Genomic DNA, 21,874 nt, shown 5'->3' on the forward strand with positions numbered 1-21,874 from the left:
CTGACACGGAGACCTTCGATCTCGCCGAGCCAGCCCTCGTGTTCTGCTTCGGCGATGCGGGCGACGAGGTTGTCGCGGATCTCCTTCAGCCGGCCGCGCTGAGCCGGGTCCGGCCGGAGGAGGGGCCTTGACCCCGGAATTTGAACACGTCTATGCGGCTTGGGTCAGGGTAGTTGCAGCTGGCTGGAGGTCGTTCTCGTAGGCGATCGGGGACCGGTGGCCGAGGCTGGAGTGCCGGCGGCGGGTGTTGTATCGGGTCAGCCAGCGGAACGCGTCGAGTCTGGCCTCGCGCTCGCTCGACCAGGCTTTGCGGCCTTTGAGCGTCTCCCTCTTGAAGGCGGCGTTGAAGCTTTCTGCGGCTGCGTTGTCGGCGCTGGATCCGATCGCGCCCATGCTCTGCCGGACCCCTGCTGACCTGCAGAGTTCCGCGAAGGCCCTGCTCGAATATTGGGATCCGTGGTCCGTGTGCATGATCGCTCCGGCCAGGTTTCCACGGGTCCGCTCGGCTGCCGTCAGGGCGTCGATGACGAGCTCGGTTCGCATGTGGTCGGCGATCGCCCACCCGGCCAGCCGGCGCGAGCACAAGTCGATGACGGTCGCGAGGTAGAGCGGCTTCGCGCCGCTGACCGGCAGGTATGTGATGTCGCCGACGTACCTTCTGTTGACGTCGGCTGCGGTGAAGTCGCGTCCGATCAGGTCCGGTGCCTTCGCCGCGGCCTGGTCCGCGACGGTGGTGCGGTGCCGGCGGCGCAACCGGACTCCCTCGAGCCCGATGGTCCGCATGATCCTGGCGACCCGTTTGTGGTTGACCACCGGACCCTCCTCGTCGCGGAGCTCCGCAGTGATTCTGGGGGCTCCGTAGGTACCGTCGGAGTCCTGGTGGACCTTGCGTATCCGGGCCGCGATCCCGGCCTCGACGCTCTGTCTGGCCGCTCTCGCGGCCGCGGTGCGGCGCCAGTAGTAGAAGCTCGAGCGGGCCAGGCCGAGGATGTCGCAGAGCCGCTTCACGCCGTGACGGCGCTGGTGATCGTCAACGAACTGGTAGCGGTTCACCAGCGCGTCTCCGTCGCGAAATACCGGGCCGCCTTGCGGAGAATGTCCCGTTCTTCCTCGAGCTCGCGGATCCTCTTGCGGGCGGCGGCCAGCTCCGCCTGAACGGCGTCGCCGACGGCCTGCGAGGTGGCCGGCGGTGCGGAGTGGGCGCCAGGTCGGCGGCCGTCGGCGGCCCGGATCCAGTTCCTCAGCGTCTCGGTGTTCACCCCGAGATCACCGGCAACCGACTTGATCGTCGCACCCGGCCTCGAGCGATACAACGCGACCGCGTCCGCCTTCAACTCGGCGGGGTAACGCTTCATCCTCACAGGGACTCCGTTCTCCTGGACCATCAAGATCCAAGTGTCTCCGGTGTCCAAAATCCGGGGTCCCGCGGCGGGGCATCCTCCTCCACGCCTGGCTCGCGGTGCGGGATCAGCATCAGCGCCCGTCCGCCCATCTGCCCCGGCATCGGGCGGGCTGAGGAACGCTCCTCAGCGAGCTGCCCGGTCACCCGCTCAAGGACGCGTTCGGCGACGGCGAGCTCGTCACGCTCGGCCCGCACTCCGTGCTGGAGAAGGTTTCGAGTAGCTCGTCGTCAGTGCGCCCAAGGCAGACGAACTGCCTCGATTTCACTGTCGTTCAGCAATGCGTTGATGAGGTCGGGGGGCCCGGCGACCTTGGTGCCCCACAGGTCGTAGTCGGTGCACAGGACCCACGAGCGGTCCTCGGCCCAGAGGTTGGAGGGGCTGAAGTCGGCTTCGGACTGGTCATACAGGATCTCGGCGTCGCCGATCCGGCCCGCACGCACGTGGAGGTTGTCGAAGTCAGTGGCTCCAAGCGTCATCGGGTTGTAGTAGGCCAGGCAGCGGGTGTCCGGGCCCGCAGGACTGTACTGGGTGAGGGTGCCGATCAGCCGGTTCCAGGTCTCACGGTCCAGGCTTCCTTCGGTCGGTGGGATCATGCTCAGTGGCCAGCTGCCCTCCTTCTTGGCCGAGGGGAAGCAACGGTAGGAGGGCATCAGTCCGTCGGGCACTATCGGGTCGCTGGTACGCCGGGCGAGCTCGGTCCATCGCAGCCGCCGCCAGCCGGGGCCTGGGTGCTGGGCGCGGCCCAGCCCTCCTCCCGTGGCGATGCCCACGGCGTCGAGGTCTATGCTTCCGACGACGTGCGGCTGGACACTCCCGTCCGCCAGCCGCACCTGGTGGTACTCGTGGTACGACACATCGGCCGGCCCCAGGTTGTGCTCGTACATGGCGTTGAGCACCCACACCGCGTCGGGCATCGCCGGAGGCATGAACCCCGTGATGCCATCACCGCACAGCTCCAGCAGCCAACCGGTGACCTCGGAGGGGACGAGCGGCCATAGGCTGGACATCGGGTTCGGTTCCTCGGACATCCGCTCATGATCCCAGGCGCGGATCCGCGCCTCTGCGAGGGGCCGACATGACGCCATCCCGAACCCCGCCCCCCGAGGCCGCTGGCTAACGATCTACGCCTCAGACACCCGCCCACGACCAGCCTGAGTAAACCGGGAGCCGGTCACACCAGCCATTTGACCTGCTACTTCAAGTTGGCGGCAGCTCACTCTCAGGCGCACTGCGATGCCCCGTACCGCACCGGGGGCGCACGATCCGCACCCTCGCCCGCACCCGGTGCGCCGCACCTGCAGACCCGCCCAGCACGGGCCACCCCCTTGTCCAGGTTCGGCCGACCCCCTTGACCGGGTTCGACTTGACCCCTTGACCAGGTGCTCCACTCGCGCATTTCTCCTTGACACAGCAGGTCGCCGCCGCCGATCAGGCCCTGGTCAAGGGGGTGTGTGATAGGGCCCCGCCAACGTGGAGGCGCATCTGGTGCGGTGCACGGTGGTGCGCATCATGGCCCCGGTGCGGTGCGGTGCGGTGCGGTGCGGTGCGGTGCGGTGCGGTGCGGTGCGGTGCGGTGCGGTGCGGTGCGGTGCGGTGCGGTGGAGTCCACTGAGTTGCCGCCAACTTGAAATGCCAGGTCAAAGGGCTGGTGTGATCGGTCCTCCGGGTACTCGTGCTGGTCGTGGGCGTGAGTCCACGGGGAAGATCATTCGTCAGCGGTTGACTTCGAGGTTCGTCAGGACGAGCAACGCGCGCAGGAGTTGGGTGGCGTGTGCGGGATCGGCACGGAGTTTGGTGAGGATCCGCCAGTTCTTGAGGTGAGCGAAGCCGTGCTCGACCGGTGCGCGTTCGACGGCGAGGACTCGGTTGGCTTCTTTCTAGCCGGGGGTGAGCTTGTGGGTACGGGTGGCAGCGTAGCTGGTGACGATCACTGGGTCGTGGACGCTGTTGTCCAGGCCGCGGAAGCCGAGGTCCGCGAGGGCGCCGAGGCTGGCGGCACGCAGGTGGGCCAGGATGTGGTCGTGGCGGGCGGCGGTGTTGTCGTGGGTGCGGCTGGGCCGGGCGGCGGATATCCAGATCAGGCGGCCCCTCTCGTCGGTCAGGGCGAGAAAGTGCAGGCCGTGGCTGCGGTGCTTGCCGGAGTAGTTCCGCCGGTCGGCCTTGCCGGTGCGGCGCCGGGTGCGGATGAGGGTGCCGTCGATCAAGACCAGCTCCCCGCCCTGCTTGGCGACCTTCTTCAGGGCGCGGTCCAGGCGCGGGGCCTGGGCGGCGAGCAGTCCGATCAGCTCGTCGCGCCAGCGGCGGACGGTGGACTCGGACACGTCGTTGCCGCGGGCCATGTCGGCCACCCGCTGGTCGTGGCGCAGTACGGCCAGGACGATCACCGCGATCTTCCCCGGCGGCAGGATCCGCCATCGGGACCGGATCGCCTTCAGATGGCGCCGCAGTAGATCGGCGAGGTGGTTGACGGTGCGCGTGGACAGCGTCAGACGGCACTGGTAGACGAGCGAGCAGGTGTCCTCGGGGAGCGCTTTGACATTCGTCACACAATCCCAACGGACGCCAGGGGTAAACCGGTTACGCCCGTTCGGAGCCACTCCAAGCTGCGGTGCTCCTGGTCACAGGCGGGTCGTGAACCGGCCGTCGGGCAGTTTCCGCAGCCAGCCGCGATCGACGAGCCTGACCAGCTTGCTGCGCAGCGGTTCCAGCTTGGCCTTCACGCTGACGTCCACCCCCACCACCTCGCCGACCTCGCGGGCCATGACCGGTCCGGCGGCCTGCCACACGGCGGTGATGCTGGTAGTCCCACGGAAGCGAGCCCTCCTCCACACCCGGTTCGCGGTGCGGAATCAGCATCACCGCTCGTCCGGCCACCTGCCCGGGCATGGGCGCGGCCGAGGCCCGTTCCTCAGCAAGCTGCCCAGTCATCCGTTCAAGGACACGTTCGGCGACGGCGAGTTCGTCCCGCTCGTCCCGCACTTCCGCCAGCTGTTTGGCCAGCCGCTCTTCGACTTCGTCCAGTTCCGCGCGCCGTGCGGTGATCCGTTCCAGCAGCTCGGGATCCAGCATGCACCGGATCGTAGAAGACCGCCCAGCCACCGCGGGCAAGAACCGGCGGTCAGCTCCCGGCCTCTGCTGCCGGCCGCTTGATCAAGAACTCTTTCGCCGCCTCGACCGCTTCCTTGTTGAGTTCCTCGAAGGAGACTCCCCAGCTCTCCTGGCAGTCGTCCCAGCTGAGTGCGCAGGAGACGAGGGGTTCCAGATCTTCGGGATAGCCAAGGTCATAGGCGATGTCCGCCCAGATTATGTGGGTGCCGGTGGCAGGGGCCAGGGTTCCGTCAGCGATCTGGCCGGCGACCCAGTGGGCCATTGCCCACTTCGCGGCGCGTGGATCAGCGGGGGGCTGGAAGACCAGTCCCAATTCCTCCAGCACCTGATCGAAGAGCGCCGGGGCTTCGGGCTCTTCGATCCGAAGGAGGCCGGGCCAGCATGGCGAGTGAGGGGCTCTCAACCCCGGCGATCAACGCGTCAAGCCCTGCCTGGATGAGCCGGTCGGACCCGACGTGACTGCAGAATGCCCGCTCGCGCGCGATGTGGCTGAGCTGCTCGAGGGCGTCGTCGGGGGTCGTCAGCGTCTTCTCGGTCGGCGTCTGGGAGCAGAAGGCTCGCACATTCGCCGACGCTGCTGCATCGCGATTCTCTTCGACCCAGCCGTGCTGACAGACGATCTTCTCCGTGGACTCACGCCCACGACCAGCACGAGTACCCCGAGGTCCGATCACACCAGCCCTTTGACCTGGCACTTCAGGTTGGCGACAACTCACTCGGTGCGCACCACCGCACCGGGTGCGGACTACACGATGGTGAGACGCACCAGGTGGGCGCCGTCCGGTGCGGGGTGGGCGTCGAGGGCCTGGCCCACTCCCACCGCCTCCAGCTGGCGCAGGACCTCGGCGACGTCCTCGTGGTCGTCGGTGAGGAACTGCACGACGAAGTCGATGACGGCGCAGGCGATGCCCTCCGCCGCGTCGGGCCCGGCCTGCGCCCAGGTTCGCAGGGTGGCTACCAGGACCCGCCCGAGGGCTTCCAGGGCGAACATCTCCGTGGTCGGCTCGCCGGCCTCCGGGCCGGCTACTCGATCTACTTCACCAGCCTCGACGACATGGTCCGCAACCTCAAGACAGCCGAAACCGCTGGCCGGCTGACCAGTAAACTCGGCACCTACCTCCGGCCCAGCGTCCTCGTGGTCGATGAGGTCGGCTACCAGCCCCTCGAACGCGCTGAGGCGAACCTGGTCTTCCAGGTGATCTCCAAGCGTTACGAGAAGGGCTCGATCATCCTCACCTCGAATAGGACCTTCAGCGAGTGGGGCCAGGTCTTCGGCGACGAGGTCCTCGCCACGGCGATCCTCGACCGCCTCCTGCACCACTGCGAAGTCGTCGCGATCAACGGCCCCAGCTACCGGCTGAAGAACCGCCTCAAGGCCATCGAGCGCGAGACGGAAGTCGCCTGATCCAAAGTCTCACGCCTGCCCCAGTTCCTCGCCCGGCGGGATGAAGGCATCGGCGCTGTCGGCATCGTCAACATGCCCGTGAGCATCCACCGTGATGGCTGTTGCCCGGCCATGCGAGGTGATCAGCCACGCGAGCACCTGTTCAGTCAGCGGGGTCTTCCCGGGACCCTCGTCCTTCCAGTGCGCCCGCCACCCGCCTCCAGGCACTGCGGCTACAACCTGGTCGGCCTTCTCAAGGTGGGAGAAGTCCTCATAGTCCGTGACGGGGCGCATGGCACCTCGCCTGGGGTCGACAACAAGGGCCGTTCCGGTCGCCGGGTCCCACGCCTCCACCCGCACCATGCGGCCGATCTCAGTCTCGGTGCCACTGAAGATGGCAGTCCAGCCGGTCTGATTGAAGTAACGAAGATCCACCAACCCATCATCTCGCACGGCAGTTACTGCGAATCGATGACTACTTGCTCTGCACGTTCATCCGTACCTACCTCTGCACATAGGTGAGTACGCCGACAACCGGCAATCCAAGACCATCGAAAGGTTCATCGAGCGAGAAGGCTGGCCGCCCACCGCTGAAGAACGCCTGAAGATCGCGCTGTTTCCCCGCCGGGCCATGAACCGGAAGCACATCAACGGCATGAGCTACGGCTGGTTCAACGCACAGTTCCGCGAGTGGATCGACGAGCTCGACATCGGCCACTGCGTCGCCCATCAGGCTCGCCATTCCCTGGCCACGAACCTGATCAAGAACGGCGCGAACCTCAGCCACGTCAAGCGCTACCTCGGGCAAGTCTCCGAGGCCATGGCCGAGCACTACGTCGAGCTGGCCAACACCGACCAGCGGCTCGAGGACGCGCTCAACGCGATCTGGGTCACCGGCCCTGGCGCCCCGGAACCCGGCTTGGTGCTGACCGGTGGCGAACCGATGACCCGCGAGCAGGCAGAGGCGATGATGATTGACCTCACTCGCAAGTCGACGCCGGCCGAGGGCGGCTTCTGCACCTTCCAGGCCGTCGTCGACGGAGGTGCCTGCCCCTGGCAGATGGACTGCCACAACTGCGAGAAGTTCGTGATGTCCGGCGCCGACCTCGTCTACTGGCACCGCAAGCGCGAGCAGTGGCGCATGCTCGCCGAACGTGCCCCCGACCCCAAGGTCGCCGACTACTTCCACCAGATCTTCGAGCCCACCGCCCGCGCGATCGACGGCCTCGAGAAAGCCCTCGCCGCCGTCGGCCTCCTCGATGATGCACTCGCCCTCGATCTTCGACGGCCCCAGGACTACTTCGGCCGCGTCTGGGCCACCGCCTTCCGCGCCAACGAACTCGCTCAGCACGAGGACCACGGCGACACCGACTTCGACGACGAGTACGAGACCGACGACAACGAGGAACTGTCATGACCGCTGCCGACCGCCAGCAGCTGGGGCACGTCCCCGTCGAGTCGACCGACGGTGGCTCAGCCGGCCGACGAGGCGAGGTGACGCCGTGACCTCCGGACCAGGCCAGACCGAGGCCGCCATTGCCGCCCGCCGCCGGCAGACCCAGGACAAGATCACCCGTGTCGAGAAGGCCATCGTCCAGCTCCGTCGCGAGCGCGGACGGCTCGCAGTGAGGGCGATCGCCGAGCGGGCGGACGTGTCCGCCACGTTCCTCTACGAGAACGCGGATGCCCGCGCCCTCGTCCAGCGGGCCGTTACCGACAGTAAGAGCCGACATGACCGGCGCACCGGCGAGAAGCACGAGCAGATCGAGGCGTCCTGGCGTGAGCGGGCCCTGAACGCCGAGGCGGAACTCGCCCGGACCCAGAAAGAAGTTCTGGTCCAGCGGCAGCGGATCGGCGAGCTCATGGGCCAGCTCCGCGACATCGACGGGATGGTCCCGGGCGAGTCCGTGCAGCAGCTCACCACCGAGAACACCACCCTCAAGCGCCGCCTCCAACAGGTGGCACAAGAGCACCGCAAGCTCCAAGAACGCCTCGAAGGCGCCCGCACCAACCTCCGCTTCTCCGACAAACGCATCGCCGACCTCGAAATCCAGCTCCTCGAAGCCCAGCAGGCCGTCCCGGTCGGCGCCCCCGCAGTGAAGGACTCGCCGTGTTCGTCTATCACCTCAACGACCCCATCGATCTCGAAGCCGACGATGGTGACGGCTTCGTCCCCCTCTCCTACTGGCTGACCGAGGACGTCCGGCCCGAGAAGGCCGCCTGGATCCTGGAAGCGGTCCTTGCTCTGGCCGACGCGGCTCCGGCCGTCCGCTGGGACGGCGACATGCGGCACCTGCCCTTCGTCGACCCGAATGTCGAGGAGACCACCAACGAACCCGCTCTGATCGTCATCCAGCAGGACCCTGGCGCCGACTCGTTTGTGATCAGCCGCACCCCCGTCTCACGGGCCGAAAGGCAGAGCGAGCGGTGGCACGAGACCCGGACCCGCGACATCGCTCCGACCGTCTTTGCCGCCCCCGAGCACGACAGCGTCGATCTCTTGACCGCAGCGTTCTAACGCGGGTCAACGAAGTTGAGCGCGGGTCAGCCGCTGACTCGAGTGCCCACACCCACAGTCGAGCTACTGGCTGGCATTAATCTCTCTCCGCCGTGGGGAAGCCCGACACCGACGCCAGGAACTGCGCTGACGTGAAGTAGGGATTGTTCGTGCCACCGAGCACCTCGATGAGGATCGCTTCCCCGTCGCACTCCATGACTCGGTACTGGTCACCTGCCCGGAGCGCGAGGCCCTTGCCGTCCTCGCCGTCGGACACGACGTCGAAGACCTGGCCCTTCGTCGAGCACGCGGCGTTCCGCTTCTTGGCCGCAGCCTTGGCGGCCCTGAATACGCTCTTCCCGCCAGCTTCAGCACCCCGGCCGATGGCCCACCCGCCCACGGCAGTGACGACGGCCAGCGCCCCGGGGCCGCCCACCTTCTTCGCCAGCGTCGTCATCGTTTGGTATCCCCCCAGATTGCCCACCCATGCCTCCTCGTTGGCCGCGCATCAGGGGCAATCTTATGGAAGGTGGCCATCGACAGGGGCCGAAACCCGAGCACCCCTGCCTGGTGGCACGTCGCTGACACACACGCGACGTGTCACCGCAGGTCAGCGCCAACACCGACGTTCTCGCACTCCCTAATGAGGTGGACTTGCTCGGCTTCTGGAACAGCGGCACAGCGCTGACCACGCTCCTCGACCTGGACATCGGCCGCTCCGGCACCAACCGAAAGCTGACCCCGGACAACTGAGCCCTCCTGCCGCTCAGCGCCCTGTGGCTATGCCCTTCCAGCCGTGCCCGATCCCGCGGCGCCGGGGCCGCGATGACGGGGCAGATGGCGCCGGGTGGGTGTTGAGCGGGATGGGAGGGGCTCCGGTGGCCGGGGCGCAGCATTCGCACGGCCTGTGCCAGCTCTCGTACCGGGATCCCACCGTTGCGGTGAGCGGTGATGAGGCTCTCGGGCGGCCCGCTAAGCGTCTCGCAGGCAGATCTTGGCCTCCCGGGTGGAATCGTTCCTGAACGGTGGTCAGCGGGGCGTGTGTGGCGTTGAGTGGAGGCTGAGCGGTCACATCTCACCGCCCAGCCTGGTCAGGCGGGGGAGGCGCCCCTGGAACACAACCCCTGGGCCGCTGGTCCCCGCGCGCCCGGTCGTGGGTAGGGTCTGGGCAGCCCGCGCCGAAAGGGCGTGCGCGGGTGAGGCCCGGTGCCAGCGCGTTCTGGGGCAGTACCACCGGGCCGCCCAGCCCTTCGGCCTCACCGCCTGCAATGGTGAGTTGATCGGTGAGGTCACCGGTGAGTTCCTCGGTGACCTCACCAGCCGGCCCCCTCGGCCCGGTGAGGTCGGCGGCCACCGGCCGGCGCCCGCGCACACCGGATCCGGCGTTCTCGTCGGTTCGGCGCTGTCCGGGCGAGCATGCCCACCCGCCTATTCACCGCTCGGCCTCCATGCGCTGGGCAAGCCGGCGTCATCCCTACGCCGGGCTCTGAGGATTCCCCTCGTGTCTCCCCTGCGGTGACTTTCTCGTGTTCGGGTACGTTTCCCCTTGTCAGAGGCCCTTCTCGAGGAAGAACGCCGCCTCGACACTTCTGTTTATCAAAGGATCTAGGGGACTGGTTGCTCACGCTGACGGGGGAGGGTCGGATGACGGGGACGGCCGCGCGCAGGTACGGGTCGACGGAGAAGACGAGGACTTGGGTGCTGGAGGCGCTGGGGGTGGTGAAGGTGGCCACGGCGGCGCAGATCAGGGAGTTGCAGTGCCCGGGTACGGCGGATGCGGCGACGGTGCGCGGGGGCTGTAAGGACTTGGAGGCGGAGGGCCTGGTGCTGTCGGCGGGGCGGACCTCGCGGGTGGAGCCGGACGGGCGGCGGATCACCGAGAAGCTCTGGAGCCTGACGCCGGCCGGGCTGGAGGCGGCTGCGGTGGTCCTGGGCCGGCCGGCCCGGGAGATGGGCGGGACGGCGAAAGCCGCCGCAGCCTCCGGCGCCAAGCACGCCCTGCGTGTCACCGCCGCCCTCGCTGCCTTCCTGCAGACCCCGCCGGAGCCGACCGCGCCCGTCGTCCGCAGGAACACCGTCCCGGCCCCGGCACCGAAGCCCGTGGAGCGGCCGCCGGGCTTGGGGCCGATCGGCGCCTGGACCACCGAGGTCTCCCTTCCCGTCACCGGCAGCTTCGCCGCGCCCGGTCGAGGCAGTGTCCGCGCCGACATGGTGTTCGCCGCACCCGGTACGCAGCTGTCGCTGCTCTTCGTGGAGGTCGACAACGGCACCGAAGGCCCCCAGGTTCTGGCGGAGAAGATCGCCCGGTACAAGCGGTTCCTCGGCCGCACGGTCACGCAGAACAAGCGGGACGTCGTGCTGTGGCGCACCGTGTGGACCACACCCCCGGCAGACCAGCATCCGCCGCTGGCCATCGTGTTCACCAAGCCCATGGGCCGCGAGGCCATGGAGGCCCGCATGGCCGAGGTCGCGCACCTGAGCCAGTCGGCCTGGCAGGGCCGCTGGGTCACCGGCTACAGCGGCCACAGCACCCCGGGCAGCGCCCCAGACGGCTACCGCAACCACGAGGGCACGGTGCCGGTCCTGGTGACCACCCTCGACCAGCTCCAGGAGCACGGTCCGCACGGGCCGGTCTGGTGGCGCTACGGCCACCGCACCCGGGAGGAGACCCTCGCCGCCGCGCTCGACAATCCCGAGTACCGAGAGTTCAGCGTGCGCGAGGACCGGCGCCGTGCGGTCGCCGCGGCTGAACGGGAGCGTCGGGAGCACCAGCGCGAGGAGGAACGCCGGCGCCGCGAGGCCCTGTCCTGGCCCTGCCCGGAATGCGGCACGAAGGTGTACCCGCCGGGCGCCAGCGACTGGAGCGACAGCGCCCCGCCCGGCTCCCTGTGCAGCATCTGCCAGAGCATCGCGGCAAGGGAGTCACAGGAAGCCCGCGAGCAGGCTGAAGAACAGACCACCTGGGAAAGGGAGAAGAAGGCAAACGGCTGGCGCGGCTGGCTTTGCTAAGCCCTAACAACCTGCTGGGCAAGCCTTAGGCGACCCTGGGCAAGCCCTCTCGCCCGGTCCGGTTTCACCCTTGACCTCCCGGTCTCTTCCCTAGATGTCAAGGCGAAATGGGCTCGGGACCTCGCCCGAGCTGCCGTCGGCCGGGCGCGACCTCGAGCGTCTCGCTCTCGGACGGCAGGACTGCTTCGACCGGTTCGGCCGCGAGACGGCTCCGGCGTGGTGCAGGTTCGGGCGCGGAGGAGACGGCGGGGCGGGGGCCTGTGCCCAGAGGGCGGCGCGCGGTGCTTATCGGACCAGTCTCCAGTCATGCCTCGCCCGGCTTCTGCGCGATGCCATCGACAACATCAACGCGCATGGCTCCTCCGGAGGCGACGGAACGTGCCGCCACTGCCTTGGCACCGGGCGGGCGTATCCCGTGTGGGGGGTGAAGGACGAAGAAGCCTGCGGCGCGGCCTCGGCCGGGGATCGGGGCGCGCTCAGCCGGTTGCGCGTCGCCGGGGCCGCCGCGCCGCGCCGTCCGTCAGCGCGGTGACGAGCGCGCTACGCGTAGTGCGCTCGGGGTCGGTCGTGCGGTCGGAAGGACGCCGGCCACGATCAGGCGGGGAACTTCCGTCGCGCTCCGGGCGTGCCGGATGATCCAGATGCTGTCATCAATGTCGCGGTATCCGGCGGAATGGTCACTGGCGTCGCCAACGAGGAGCAGGGCGAAGGGCGGCCCGGTAGCGGTGTAGTTGGCGGCCTGGGCGAGGTAGTCCCGTTCGACAGTCTCATGGGTCTTCCACCGTTTGGTGCGCCATTTGATTTCTGCGACGAAGCGGCTCGCAGGATCAGGCGTATAGATGACATCTGCCCGCCCGCCTGCGACGTCCCACTTCTCCCGTGTCACGGTGCCTGGCGGGAATAGGGGACTGATGCGCTGGTGGAAGTCGTCCTGGAGGTGTTTCTCGTTCCATGCTGCGACAGTGCCGTCGGCGTCCTTGCGCGCCGGCCCGAGGTAGGCGGTGCGCTCACCGTAGAGGTTGGCCTGGGCATCGAAGCGGTCGTAGAGGAAACGCAGGAAGTGCTCCAGCAGGGGGGTGAAGTAGTGGCTGTCGCGCGGCTTCCAGGCCGGGCTGCTCTTCAGGATGTCGAGCAGGGTTTCCAGGTGGGTGTCCACGCGGGCGTTTCCGGTGGGGGTGTAGCCCTTGGCGAGTTGGTGCGCGAGCTGCTCGAGCTGGTCGAGCTGGTGAGGGTCGAGGTCGTCGCGTAGGCCGGTGGCGTCAGATTGGAAGAGCGCGGCAAGTGCGGGACGGCCCTCGAGGGCTTTTCCCGGCACCGCCTCCTGCCGTGCCGTTTCACCAGCCGGCTGCTGGCGCCGCCGGTGCACGGCGTCGTACAGCGTCTGGGCGTCGGGGTGGTCGGTGAACTGGGGGTCGTGGGCGAGGGCCTGCTCGAGCTGGTGCAGCAGGCCTTGGCTGCGAACGAACGGTGCTTCCACGGCCGGGCTGATCAGTGCCGTGAGACCTGGGGAGTCCTTGGCGGGGGCGTGGATGCTGCGACTGGCGAGGTAGATCTGCAGGAGGTCGTTCAGGGCGTTGGCGGGGTTGTACCAGCTGGGCTGGTCCAGGTGTGTCTGTGCTGCGTTGAGGGTGGTGACGAGCTTTGACCAGGCGCTTTGGGTCAGGCTCCGGGCGCTGAGCCAGTCGAGCTGGTGCATGCGGCCGGTCCAGGCAGCGAGGTGCGCGGCCGTAGTGTCCAACTGGTCGGCTGCGTCAGTGAGCCGCTGCCGGGCGCTGCTGTCACCCGTCGGATTCTGTTCCAGGTCGGCAAAGGCGAGAACGGCTTCGATGGCGGCGGCGTGGGCGCGGGCGTCCAGGCGTGCCTCGTGTGTGCGGTCGAGCTCGGTGAACCGCATCAGGGCTCGCTGCAGTTGTTCGTCGGCGGTGGTGCGGTCGGCGGCCTCCAGAGCGGTTCGCTCGTCGGCCATGGCAAGTTCGAAGCTCGCGTCGGCTCGCGTCGCCGGATTCAGGTCGGGCTGATTCTCCAGGGCGTTGAGGACGTCGAGGAGGTGGTCGGTGTCGGCGAAGTGGTCGCGGGCGATGCCGATCAGGATCGGCAGACGGTCCAGGGCGTCGGCAGGCTCGGTGCCGGTGATCTCGGTGAGCAGCGCGAGCAAACGGTGCGGGGAACCTCCCGCTACCGCCAGGCGCAGCAGGCCGGCGATCGCTGGTTGGGCGAGGGCGGCGTCGCAGTCGCCGGCGAGCGCGTCCTCTGCGAGCGTGGCCAGATCGCGTACGGTCCGGTTGCCCAGGCGGGCGGCCAGTTCCGGCTGGGTGCACACGACGTCGAGCGCGTCGGCGAGGACCCACGCCGAGTGAGGGTGGCGCAGGCCTCGAGCCGCAGATGCGAGCAGGGGCGCAGCCTGGTCGGCCGGGATGGTGTCGAGGCCGTGGGCCAGCGCGATGAGAAGGTAGGGCAGTTGAGGCCCGGCGGCCAGTGTGTCCGCCTCAGCCACGACGGCGTCTGCTCCGCCGAAGTCCTCCAGGCGGGGTCCGGCGTCTAGTACTTCATCGCTCGCCCGGCTGGCCCACTCTTGGAGGGCCTGGTCCACGCTCGGAGCCACTGTCCTCTCCTTTCTGCTGGGCGGCGCCGGAAGCGAGCAGCTTAGAACAAGTGTTCACTGCCGTGGGTGATGATCTGGTCCTTGGGCAGCAGGCCTTCGACCAGGTCCGGTTGGGCGGTGGTAAAGACGACCTGGAGTTCCGGCAGTTCGCGCGTCAAGGTCTGCAGTTCGCCGATCAGCCTACGGGCGGCGTCGGCCGTCATCTCTTCGGCGGCGATGGAGTCGATGAACAGAAGCCCGGGGTGAGGGTCGATGTGCCGGGCAGCGCCGGCCCGCAGCAAGGCGATGACGGTGGCGACGCGCATGCGCAGGCGGTCGCCGCGGCTGAGCTTCTTGAAGGGGTGTTTGATGCCTTCTTTGACGGGGTTGACGTTTCCATTGCGTTTGAGCGCGACGGAGTTCAGGTGCTGCACGCCGAACTGATCGGAGAGGCTGACAATCTCGGTGTCCATTGTCGGGAACAGGTAATCCGCGGACACCTTCACCGTCGCCTCCACGAGCTGGTGCACCGTGCTGAGGACGTCTGGGGCGGCGGAGGCTGTCGGCGTGGCCGGGGGAGCGGTGCCGGTCGCGGCCAGCCGCCCCTTCAGCTCTGCAGCCATCAGCTCAAGTTCACGAAGCCGCACATGGGTGGGGGAAGCGGCGAGGGCGCTGCTCACGGCCTCGGTGGCCTGCTGGTGCGCGGTGACGGCGGCGTCCGCGGCGGCCTGGACGGCGATGTGGTGGGCGGCCGCGGCGGACTCGGCTTCCTGCGCGGCGGCGATGTCGGTGGTGAGCTGCTCGAGTACGGCTTCGGCGATGTCCTCGGCGACCTCGGGCAGGGGGCGTGTGCACACCGCGCAGGTGGCCCGGTCCCGTTCTGCTGCCCGGCGCTCGTCACTGACCGGTTCTTCGCAGCGTGGGCAGCAACTGGGATTGAGACGTCCGAGCACCCGGCGTGCCTGCCATGTCTCCTGGGCGTCGAGCTGGCCCTGTTCGGCGCTTACACGTGCGGCGGTAGCATCGGCCAGGCTCTGCGCGGCATCGTTCAGGCTCATGCGGAGTCGGTGCAGTTCTTGTGCCGCCTGGTCCGCCCGTTGCAGCAGCGGGGTGATGTCGGCCTCGGGAGCATCGCTCAGCTCCTGGATCTCCTGCTGCAGCAGGTCCAGCTGGACCTGCCACTCGGCGCGCTCGGTCGACCGCGCGTGCAGATCTCCCTCTGCCCGGCGTTGCGCCTGTCGCGTGGTCTTTGCCCGGCCCTTCACCGCGACGGAGAGCTGGGCGTGGGCAGTGCTGTAGGGGATGTCGACGAACAGCTCCAGCAGCTTGGCGGGCAGGCCGGGCGCACTGACGTCGCCCAGCAGCAGCTCGTCACCGCCGGCGTTGAGGTAGCACGCCCCGAAGTAGGCGGGCCATCCGTGAACCTGGGGTGCTCCCTCTCCGTCAGCACCGCCGGTGGAGCTCCACAGGCTGGTCCGTTCCATCCGTAGGGCATCCAGGAAGAAGGAGCCGATCACGCGCTCGACGTCGTCGGTCCCCGAGCCCTTGGCGACCAGGCGCAGGGGGTTGTCGTCCGCGGCCGCCAACAAGGTCTGGACGGTATCGGCGGTCAGGATGTCGACGCTGATCGGCGGAAGCAGACTAGGGATCTGCTGCAGAGTGATCCGAGTGGGTTTGCCAGCCACCACGAGGTCCAGACGCAGCGTGCGTACCCAGGATTGGACGCCCGGTGGCAGATCGCGCGGGGCGCCGCGCAGCGGCCACACCAAAAACTCCAGCAGGCTGGTCTTACCAGCGCTGTTCGACGGGTGCACGATGGCCCAGATTCCGGGCTCGAAGGGCCAGTCGATGGTGAACGACTCGCCGTCGTACTTGGTCCCGTCGACTCGCAGGCGCAGGATGCGCAGGCGCCGGTCCGCGGGGGCCGGCGTCGACAGGGCGATGTTGGCTTCGGCAAGGGCCCGCTCGACCTGGTGCTTGGCGACGTCCAGTCGGGTGGCGGCCTGAGTCAGAAGATCGTCGGCGGTGGGCACAACCGGTGGCGTAGCCACGGGGTCCGGCTTCGTCACGACGCCTCCTGTCCGTCAGCTGGTGCAATGGCCTGCGGGGGCGCGGCGATGGCCCGCAGCGCCCGCAGCCTGGCCCGCGCCTGATCAGTGATCGGGGTGATGTATGACCCGATAGGAGTGTCGGCGTAGTCCCGCAACAGATACTGGCGCTTCTTTAGCTGTGACCCTCCTAGCCCGTCAACCAATGCCACCACCTGCTTGGTCCGCTCCACGTACCAGGCCAGCGCTGGGGCCTCTACGACGATGCCCATGGCAAGCGTGCGGCCCGCCTGCAACAGGTAGTAGCGGTGCTCGGCCACCTTCCGCTCCCGCAGAACCTGCGTCTTTTTCAGCAAGCCCCGTTCGACCAGTACCGCGAGAGCGTCGTCGAGTTCCTCGAAGGCGCCGAAGCGGTGCCGCAGCATGGGGAACCGACGAAGGTCCGGCTCCTGGGAGGAGAGGATGTCCTCGGCCAGATCAAGCAGTGCCGGCTCATCGGGAGTCTTCTCGTACTCCGTCATCAGCTCATAGGCCAGGTAGTCGGGGTAGCGCACCCAGAAATCGAGCTTTTGCAGCCGCACCTGCGCGCGGACCACACCCACGCACTCGGCCGGAACCTCACCGTCCACACCGGCGCGCGGTTCATGCGCCGCGGCATTGATCAGCAAGAGCATGCGCACCGCGTCCTGCCACCGGCTCGCCCGCCGGATCCGCGATCCGCTCGTCATTTATCCCCCTCAAGGCCCGTCGCCCCTGCCATCCCAGCGGCCCGCACATGCGAAGCACGCACCCTCATGGGCCCTTAGCCAGGGGCTGGCCAGGACCTTTCCTGGCATCGTCACGTTCTGCACACGCAGCGTAAAGCCCGCACGATCTTTCGTCGACAGTGCGGACAACGTGGATCATCTCAACGGAGGCAACTCTCGCCATTGCGGCGAGACAGTACGAGGCCCCGGGCATCTGCGGCCCGGGGTCTCTCTGTGCTCTGGGATGTCCGACCGGTTCAACGACCCGCCGACGCGAGCGTCACGCCCACTCCACGCCCAGTTCCCGCAGGGCGGCCAGCTGGTCCTGGGCGAGCTTGCCCCGCCTCGATTTGGTGTTGGAGATCCATACCCCGAGCTTCACGACCACCGCCTCCGTTTCGCCTTCGACGGTGATCTCCTCGGCGTGGGTGCGGGGTACCGGTCGGTGGGCGCCTTCCCGCTCGATCCATTGTGCGAGGGCTGCCAGGCCCCGCCGGAAAGCTTGCTGCGCCTTGCTCGGCCCCTTCACTCCACGCCCAGCGGCTGGGGCCGGAGGCGGCGCCTGGGCGGGCTTGACGCCCAGTGCGGTCAACCGCTCTTGCTGCTCTGGCAACAGCCGCGCCCAGGTGGCCGGCTTCCTCTGCTGCTGGAGCCACCGGCCGATGTCGTCGCCGTCCATCAGCACGCCCGGGGCGATGTCGGGCAGCTGCCCATCGGCGTCGACCAGGTCGGCCAGGACCCGGAAGTGCCGCTGCCAGTCGAGTGGCCAGGGGCAGTTCCAGTCCTTGTCGATCGCGGCGAGCTGCGCGCCCCGGGTCGCTGCGGTGTCCTCGTCCTTCCCGAGCCCGTTCTTGACGCCCTTCCTGCGGAGGTTGGCCATGTACTGACCGACGGGCACCATCTCGTCGTCCTCGCCCCACACGGCGTCCTGTCGGGGTGCCAGGTGGCCGGTGGCCTTCCGGTAGGACCGGAGCACGGCGAGTTTGGCTTCCCACGCCTCCTCACCGGGCTCCCAGACCATCCCGGCCTCCGGGGCGTCCAGCAGCGTCTTGCGACGCTCCTCGAGTTCCCCGGTGCGCAGGGCTTTGCGCTGCTGGTGCACCCACCTGCCGAGTGGGAACGCCTTGGTGACGCCGACTTTGACCTCGACGTCGTAGGGGACGGCGTGCAGGCCGGTGATCTCGTTCTCGGCCCGCCAGCGGATGAGGGCTTGGTAGCCCTCCAACCACACCAGGGACTCGGGTCGGTAGACGCGGGTGCGCAGGAAAGCGGCGATGGTGGCGGCGTCCCGGGGTGAGGAGAAGTGCAGCAGCGCCGACTCGGCCGCCGCGTCGGTGTCGTCCTCCTGGTCCTCGCCCTCCCCGCCGGCTCCGACGATCCGCCCGTCCTCGTCCCGCCGGACATGAACCTTGCGCTTGCCGCTGGTCAGGGCGCGGGAGGCGAGCTGCTCGACGAGATGGTCGTCATGAGAGCGCAAGCCCTGGAGGACCGCTACAAGAGGGCGGAAGCTGGCGGAGGCGACCATGTCGGTCGGGTCCTCGTTCGGCTCCAGGAACACGGGCACGATGATCCGGGCGATCTTGGTGGAGCCGTCCTTGTTGAGCCGCAGGGCCCGGCCGATGTGCTGGACGATCTCGACCTGGGAGCCGCGCGTGTCGGCGAAGCAGATCGCCTCCACGCCCCGCTCGCCCGTGATGTCGACGCCTTCCCCGAGGACACGGACGGAGGCGAGGAACGCCCGGTGCACGCGCCGGTTCTCGGCGTCGATGCCGTTGGCGAACTGTCGCAGGACCTCACGGCGCTCGGTGACGAGGTGGTCCCCGCACAGCCAGGCCGACCACACCCGGTCCGGCGGGACGTGCCGGCCGGCCTCCAGGTCGTAGAACTCCGCCTCGATCGACGATGCGGGGAGCTTCTCCGCGGCCGCCAGATCGGCGTCGGAGGCGTCTGTGACGTACAGCTCGGCGGCCGTCTCGGGCAGTTTCTCCGCGAACGCGGCCGCTTCCTCGACCTTCTGGTGGAACGTCATGACGGTGCGCAGGTTGTACGCCGCGACGTGCTCCAGGAGCGCGGTCTGCAGCAGTGCCAGACGCCGGCCCCGCTGCGCTTCCTCGGACTCGCCGAGCACGGGGGAGGGGTCGCGGATCTCCAGGACGTCGATCTCGAACCCGGCGAGGATCCCCCGCTCGATCGCCTCGCTCAGGCCGAGCTCGGCCAGCCAGGCCCCGTAGGTCCCGTCCGGGTCATCGGCCATGCTCGCGATCTCCGCCTCCTGGCCGCCGGCCTTCTGCGGGCGGGCCGCGGCGAGGATGCGCGGGGTCGCGGTGAGGTAGAGCCGGAAGTCGGCGGGGATGCGGGTGTTGTCGTGGATGGCGGCCCATGGGCGCCCAAGGTCGCCGGCGGTTCCGTGGGCCTCGTCCACGATCGCGAGGTCGAAGCCCGCCATCCGCTGCCCGTACAGCCGCTCCCCGCCCGCCAAAGCGGCCTCCAGCGGCCCGCGAACCTTCCGCTGGCCCTCAGGTGCGTCGATGTCCTCACGGTCCACCAGAGAGGCGTACGTGGCGAACACGACCACGGGCCCGGAGGCGGCCCACAGGGCGAGCTGGATCGGGTTCGTGGTGGTGCGCACCCCGAGCTCGCCCAGGACCGGGTCGTTCTCCAGCGAGCAGACGGCGATCATCGGGGCCCGGTGGCCCACCAGGCGCCACGCCTGGGCGGTCTGAGCGAGCAGGTCCAGGGTGGGCACGGTGACGAGGATCCGGCCGCCCGGGAAGGACTCCAGCGCGCTCGCGGCGGCCGTGATCGTCTTGCCCGAGCCGGTCGCGGAGACGATGGTGCCACGGGCACCCTGCGGGGGCACGGCCGACCGTGCAGGGAATCCGACCCACTTTCTAAATGCAGCTTTCTGGTCCACCTGGTGTTCTCGGAGCTGGATCAAAAGAATTCCCCTGGTTCGGGAAGGACCTGATCGACAGAAATAATCCGGTACTCGCCGTCCTGGTAGACGCTGCCGGGCCGGCCGAACATGCGCCGCGCGTGCTCGATAGCCGCACCGGCGGAGGCTGCGAAAACGTGGCGGACCAAGGCTTCTTCTCCCGAGGAGGCGGCATTCGGCCGGGCGGTGATCCGGTAGACGCGGTGCCGCAGCACCTCCACCGGCAGTCCGCCATCCGTCTGTTCGCTCCGGGCAGCCTCGGAACCCATACGCTGAGCACGCTGCTCTTCCCGGCGGGTGACCTGGCGGTCCTGGTCCGGGGAGTAGACGGTCATCTGTTGCTCTGTCATGACGTGCTGGATCCGGGCCCATTCGTGTGCCTGATGCAAGGCGATGTCCAGCTCGGTCGGCTTCCGTGGCTCCTGAGGTGCAGCGCACGCCAGGTCCTCGCGGTCCCGGGCAGCCCGGCGCCGTTCCTCCACCTCACTCAGAGTGAGCCCGGTGGCCCGCCTGACCACTGAAATCCGCGCCAATTCATCAGGATGGTATTCATAGACAGGCATCCAACACCGCGCTCCTCGGAAATCCACCAGGTGGGGCCCACTTTTGCCAATGGTACATGCTGCATCAGATTGACGCAGCCGCTAGAATCAACCCCGACATGAACGAGCGGCCCGCCCGCGTGAAGAAGGATCGGCCGATGGAACCCATGCCTCAGGAACTCCTTGCCGATCTTTACGGGTACGACGAGGACGCCCACTTCGACACCACCCAACTCCGGGAGGGCCTGGCTCATCGGATGTCCCCGACTCAACTAGACAAGCTCATAGCCGCCGTCGAAGTGACAGGAGACCCGGCAGTCGACCTCGAAACAGCCACAGCACTTCTCACTCACAACCACTAGGGCTCCGAGGCCCTCATGCAGTTGCTTTAAGCGCCCCCGCCCACTTCACGGGGCCTCTCTGCGCTTCGGCTTCGCCGTCATCACTGCAGCTGCCAGGCCTCGGGATACACTGCCCAGCCCCACCCCGACTGGAGGTCGTCTCAGTGCTCCCCGCACGGGTATTCGCCGTTGCCCCGCTGGCTCTGGCGATTCTCGTCCTGTCCGGTTGCTCTTCCTGGGGCTGCACCGACACGACGGCGGAGCGAGGTAAGGCGGGTGTGAGGGTGCAGGTCGTGGACACGAATGGGCGGCCTCTCGGTGTCACCGCCGTGGTTGTTGACTGGAGGCTTGAGCCCCACCCGCAGTTGCCTTCCGAAGGTGACCAGGTCCGCTTCCACTTCCGCTTCGATGGCGCCGATGCGTATGCCGACCCCGCAGTGGATGCCTGCGCGGTCGACAAGGAGCGCGTGACGTTGGGGTGTCGGACGATTCGCTCCGCCCAGGCGTTCGGGCCGGCCGATGATCCCCTCACGGGTGACGACTGGCTCGCCGTCGAGGACCCTGAGCAGGTTGCCGGAGTGTTGTTGATCCCCAATGACCAGTCTTACGACCGGCGTACCTGCGAAGTCGACATCAAGGACGGTGGCGGGATGCATCCTCCGGAATCACCCAGCAGGGGGGACCAACTGTAGGGATGCCAAGGCGGCTGAGGGTGAGGCACAGGGCTGCCTGCGCCCTGGTGTTTCCGCTGTTTGGTGACCTGGTTGTGCGCCCATCGCCCCTGCGCGACCTCGCTGCGGCCGCTCCGGATACTCAGGATCGGCCACCGCATCGGTTTCTTGATTCGCTCGGGGCCAGTCCCGGCCTGACCGGGGCGGCAGCACGGGACCACGCTTCCTCCCCCCCAAGACCTCGCCCTGCCGCCGGCGCCCGCGGAGCGGGCTGATCCTGGAGGCGAAGCCGGAAGGACCAGGTGGGGGAGCGGAGCGGACTCACCCAACGGGCCGAAGGTCCCGGCCCCGTGAAACGGGGTCACTCAAGCCTGTGAAGCAGGCAGTTCGGAGTGGAGCGAAGCGGAACCTCGAACCAGTCCGGAGCGAAGCGCAGGACACCGGCCCGACGGGCCGGCCCCGAGGGGGGGGGGGTGGTGCCCCGTGGCCGTCGAGGAGCCGCGGCGCAGCCCCTGCGGCCCGCGGCCGGGCCGATGACGCCCGCCCGAGCCGAGCGCAGCGGACCGGTGGGAGGGCGAGCGCAGGGGGGCGGCGGGGGCCCGTACCCTG

General features: G+C 68.5%; 19 protein-coding genes and 2 pseudogenes. 8 read left to right on the forward strand and 13 right to left on the reverse strand.

Going from position 1 to position 21,874, the window contains the following annotated elements; translation table 11 throughout:
* Positions 1-150: 150 nt before the first annotated feature.
* From ACZ7H1_RS32640 to ACZ7H1_RS32665, 6 genes and pseudogenes are all read right to left on the reverse strand, one after another.
* Positions 151-1,361, reverse strand: a protein-coding gene (locus ACZ7H1_RS32640; protein WP_470791560.1) for an IS3 family transposase whose coding sequence is annotated in 2 segments (ribosomal slippage) — positions 151-1,070 and positions 1,070-1,361 — 1,212 coding nt in all. Because the reading frame shifts where the segments join, the coding sequence is not laid out codon by codon here.
* 269 nt (positions 1,362-1,630) lie between these two features.
* Complete coding sequence (locus ACZ7H1_RS32645) at positions 1,631-2,431, reverse strand: hypothetical protein (RefSeq protein ID WP_470791562.1); 801 nt, start codon at positions 2,429-2,431, stop codon at positions 1,631-1,633.
* Between the two features lie 684 nt (positions 2,432-3,115).
* Positions 3,116-3,742, reverse strand: a pseudogene (locus ACZ7H1_RS32650) (transposase family protein).
* 279 nt (positions 3,743-4,021) lie between these two features.
* Positions 4,022-4,189, reverse strand: a complete 168-nt coding sequence (locus ACZ7H1_RS32655) for a hypothetical protein (RefSeq protein WP_470791563.1) — start codon at positions 4,187-4,189, stop codon at positions 4,022-4,024.
* A gap of 332 nt (positions 4,190-4,521) precedes the next feature.
* Complete coding sequence (locus ACZ7H1_RS32660) at positions 4,522-4,836, reverse strand: hypothetical protein (protein ID WP_470791565.1); 315 nt, start codon at positions 4,834-4,836, stop codon at positions 4,522-4,524.
* 420 nt (positions 4,837-5,256) lie between these two features.
* Complete coding sequence (locus ACZ7H1_RS32665) at positions 5,257-5,502, reverse strand: hypothetical protein (RefSeq protein ID WP_470791596.1); 246 nt, start codon at positions 5,500-5,502, stop codon at positions 5,257-5,259.
* A 15-nt stretch (positions 5,503-5,517) separates the two neighbouring features.
* Here ACZ7H1_RS32665 and ACZ7H1_RS32670 point away from each other — a divergent pair.
* Positions 5,518-5,916, forward strand: a pseudogene (locus ACZ7H1_RS32670) (ATP-binding protein); the annotation flags it as partial.
* Positions 5,917-5,925: 9 nt separating this feature from the next.
* On the opposite strand, the gene ACZ7H1_RS32675 reads toward ACZ7H1_RS32670, so the two are convergent.
* Positions 5,926-6,330, reverse strand: a complete 405-nt coding sequence (locus tag ACZ7H1_RS32675; protein WP_470791567.1) for a hypothetical protein — start codon at positions 6,328-6,330, stop codon at positions 5,926-5,928.
* A gap of 166 nt (positions 6,331-6,496) precedes the next feature.
* Between ACZ7H1_RS32675 and ACZ7H1_RS32680 the strand changes: the two genes are divergently transcribed.
* The 3 genes from ACZ7H1_RS32680 (at position 6,497) to ACZ7H1_RS32690 (ending at position 8,413) form a co-directional block, all read left to right on the forward strand.
* The gene (locus ACZ7H1_RS32680) at positions 6,497-7,312 is read left to right on the forward strand and encodes a tyrosine-type recombinase/integrase (RefSeq protein WP_470791594.1); all 816 of its coding nucleotides are present in this window, start codon (positions 6,497-6,499) and stop codon (positions 7,310-7,312) included.
* A gap of 85 nt (positions 7,313-7,397) precedes the next feature.
* Complete coding sequence (locus ACZ7H1_RS32685; RefSeq protein ID WP_470791568.1) at positions 7,398-8,087, forward strand: DUF6262 family protein; 690 nt, start codon at positions 7,398-7,400, stop codon at positions 8,085-8,087.
* Complete coding sequence (locus ACZ7H1_RS32690; RefSeq protein ID WP_470791569.1) at positions 8,006-8,413, forward strand: hypothetical protein; 408 nt, start codon at positions 8,006-8,008, stop codon at positions 8,411-8,413. Before ACZ7H1_RS32685 ends, ACZ7H1_RS32690 begins: the two co-directional genes overlap by 82 nt.
* 76 nt (positions 8,414-8,489) lie before the next feature.
* Here ACZ7H1_RS32690 and ACZ7H1_RS32695 read toward each other — a convergent pair whose 3' ends face one another.
* A complete protein-coding gene (locus ACZ7H1_RS32695) occupies positions 8,490-8,849 on the reverse strand; it encodes a hypothetical protein (protein WP_470791571.1) in 360 nt (119 codons plus the stop codon).
* A gap of 140 nt (positions 8,850-8,989) precedes the next feature.
* Here ACZ7H1_RS32695 and ACZ7H1_RS32700 point away from each other — a divergent pair, with 140 nt between their 5' ends.
* Positions 8,990-9,145 (forward strand): hypothetical protein, encoded by a 156-nt coding sequence (locus tag ACZ7H1_RS32700; RefSeq protein WP_470791573.1) that lies wholly within the window; start codon positions 8,990-8,992, stop codon positions 9,143-9,145.
* An 891-nt stretch (positions 9,146-10,036) separates the two neighbouring features.
* A complete protein-coding gene (locus ACZ7H1_RS32705; protein WP_470791574.1) occupies positions 10,037-11,401 on the forward strand; it encodes a replication-relaxation family protein in 1,365 nt (454 codons plus the stop codon).
* Between the two features lie 520 nt (positions 11,402-11,921).
* Here the strand turns inward: ACZ7H1_RS32705 and ACZ7H1_RS32710 are convergent.
* The 5 genes from ACZ7H1_RS32710 to ACZ7H1_RS32730 form a co-directional block, all read right to left on the reverse strand.
* On the reverse strand, positions 11,922-13,895 hold the full coding sequence (locus tag ACZ7H1_RS32710) for a hypothetical protein (RefSeq protein WP_470791576.1): 1,974 nt from the start codon (positions 13,893-13,895) through the stop codon (positions 11,922-11,924).
* Between the two features lie 149 nt (positions 13,896-14,044).
* The gene (locus tag ACZ7H1_RS32715) at positions 14,045-16,051 is read right to left on the reverse strand and encodes a hypothetical protein (RefSeq protein WP_470791578.1); all 2,007 of its coding nucleotides are present in this window, start codon (positions 16,049-16,051) and stop codon (positions 14,045-14,047) included.
* The gene (locus ACZ7H1_RS32720; RefSeq protein WP_470791580.1) at positions 16,048-16,704 is read right to left on the reverse strand and encodes a hypothetical protein; all 657 of its coding nucleotides are present in this window, start codon (positions 16,702-16,704) and stop codon (positions 16,048-16,050) included. Before ACZ7H1_RS32720 ends, ACZ7H1_RS32715 begins: the two co-directional genes overlap by 4 nt.
* A 352-nt stretch (positions 16,705-17,056) precedes the next feature.
* Complete coding sequence (locus tag ACZ7H1_RS32725; protein WP_470791582.1) at positions 17,057-19,714, reverse strand: helicase associated domain-containing protein; 2,658 nt, start codon at positions 19,712-19,714, stop codon at positions 17,057-17,059.
* Positions 19,711-20,274, reverse strand: a complete 564-nt coding sequence (locus tag ACZ7H1_RS32730; RefSeq protein WP_470791584.1) for a hypothetical protein — start codon at positions 20,272-20,274, stop codon at positions 19,711-19,713. Before ACZ7H1_RS32730 ends, ACZ7H1_RS32725 begins: the two co-directional genes overlap by 4 nt.
* A 98-nt stretch (positions 20,275-20,372) precedes the next feature.
* On the opposite strand from ACZ7H1_RS32730, the gene ACZ7H1_RS32735 reads away from it, so the two are divergent.
* On the forward strand, positions 20,373-20,615 hold the full coding sequence (locus ACZ7H1_RS32735) for a hypothetical protein (protein ID WP_470791586.1): 243 nt from the start codon (positions 20,373-20,375) through the stop codon (positions 20,613-20,615).
* 143 nt (positions 20,616-20,758) lie between these two features.
* A complete protein-coding gene (locus tag ACZ7H1_RS32740) occupies positions 20,759-21,286 on the forward strand; it encodes a hypothetical protein (protein ID WP_470791588.1) in 528 nt (175 codons plus the stop codon).
* Positions 21,287-21,874 lie beyond the last annotated feature (588 nt).

This window comes from Streptomyces sp. NPDC037401 (assembly GCF_055602345.1).

Coding starts and splice junctions, on each gene's coding strand:
- ACZ7H1_RS32695 (WP_470791571.1), bottom strand. CDS start 8,849: ATGACGACGCTGGCGAAGAAGGTGGGCGGCCCCGGGGCGCTGGCCGTC.
- ACZ7H1_RS32730 (WP_470791584.1), bottom strand. CDS start 20,274: ATGCCTGTCTATGAATACCATCCTGATGAATTGGCGCGGATTTCAGTG.
- ACZ7H1_RS32665 (WP_470791596.1), bottom strand. CDS start 5,502: ATGTTCGCCCTGGAAGCCCTCGGGCGGGTCCTGGTAGCCACCCTGCGA.
- ACZ7H1_RS32735 (WP_470791586.1), top strand. CDS start 20,373: ATGAACGAGCGGCCCGCCCGCGTGAAGAAGGATCGGCCGATGGAACCC.
- ACZ7H1_RS32720 (WP_470791580.1), bottom strand. CDS start 16,704: ATGCTCTTGCTGATCAATGCCGCGGCGCATGAACCGCGCGCCGGTGTG.
- ACZ7H1_RS32645 (WP_470791562.1), bottom strand. CDS start 2,431: ATGTCCGAGGAACCGAACCCGATGTCCAGCCTATGGCCGCTCGTCCCC.
- ACZ7H1_RS32705 (WP_470791574.1), top strand. CDS start 10,037: ATGACGGGGACGGCCGCGCGCAGGTACGGGTCGACGGAGAAGACGAGG.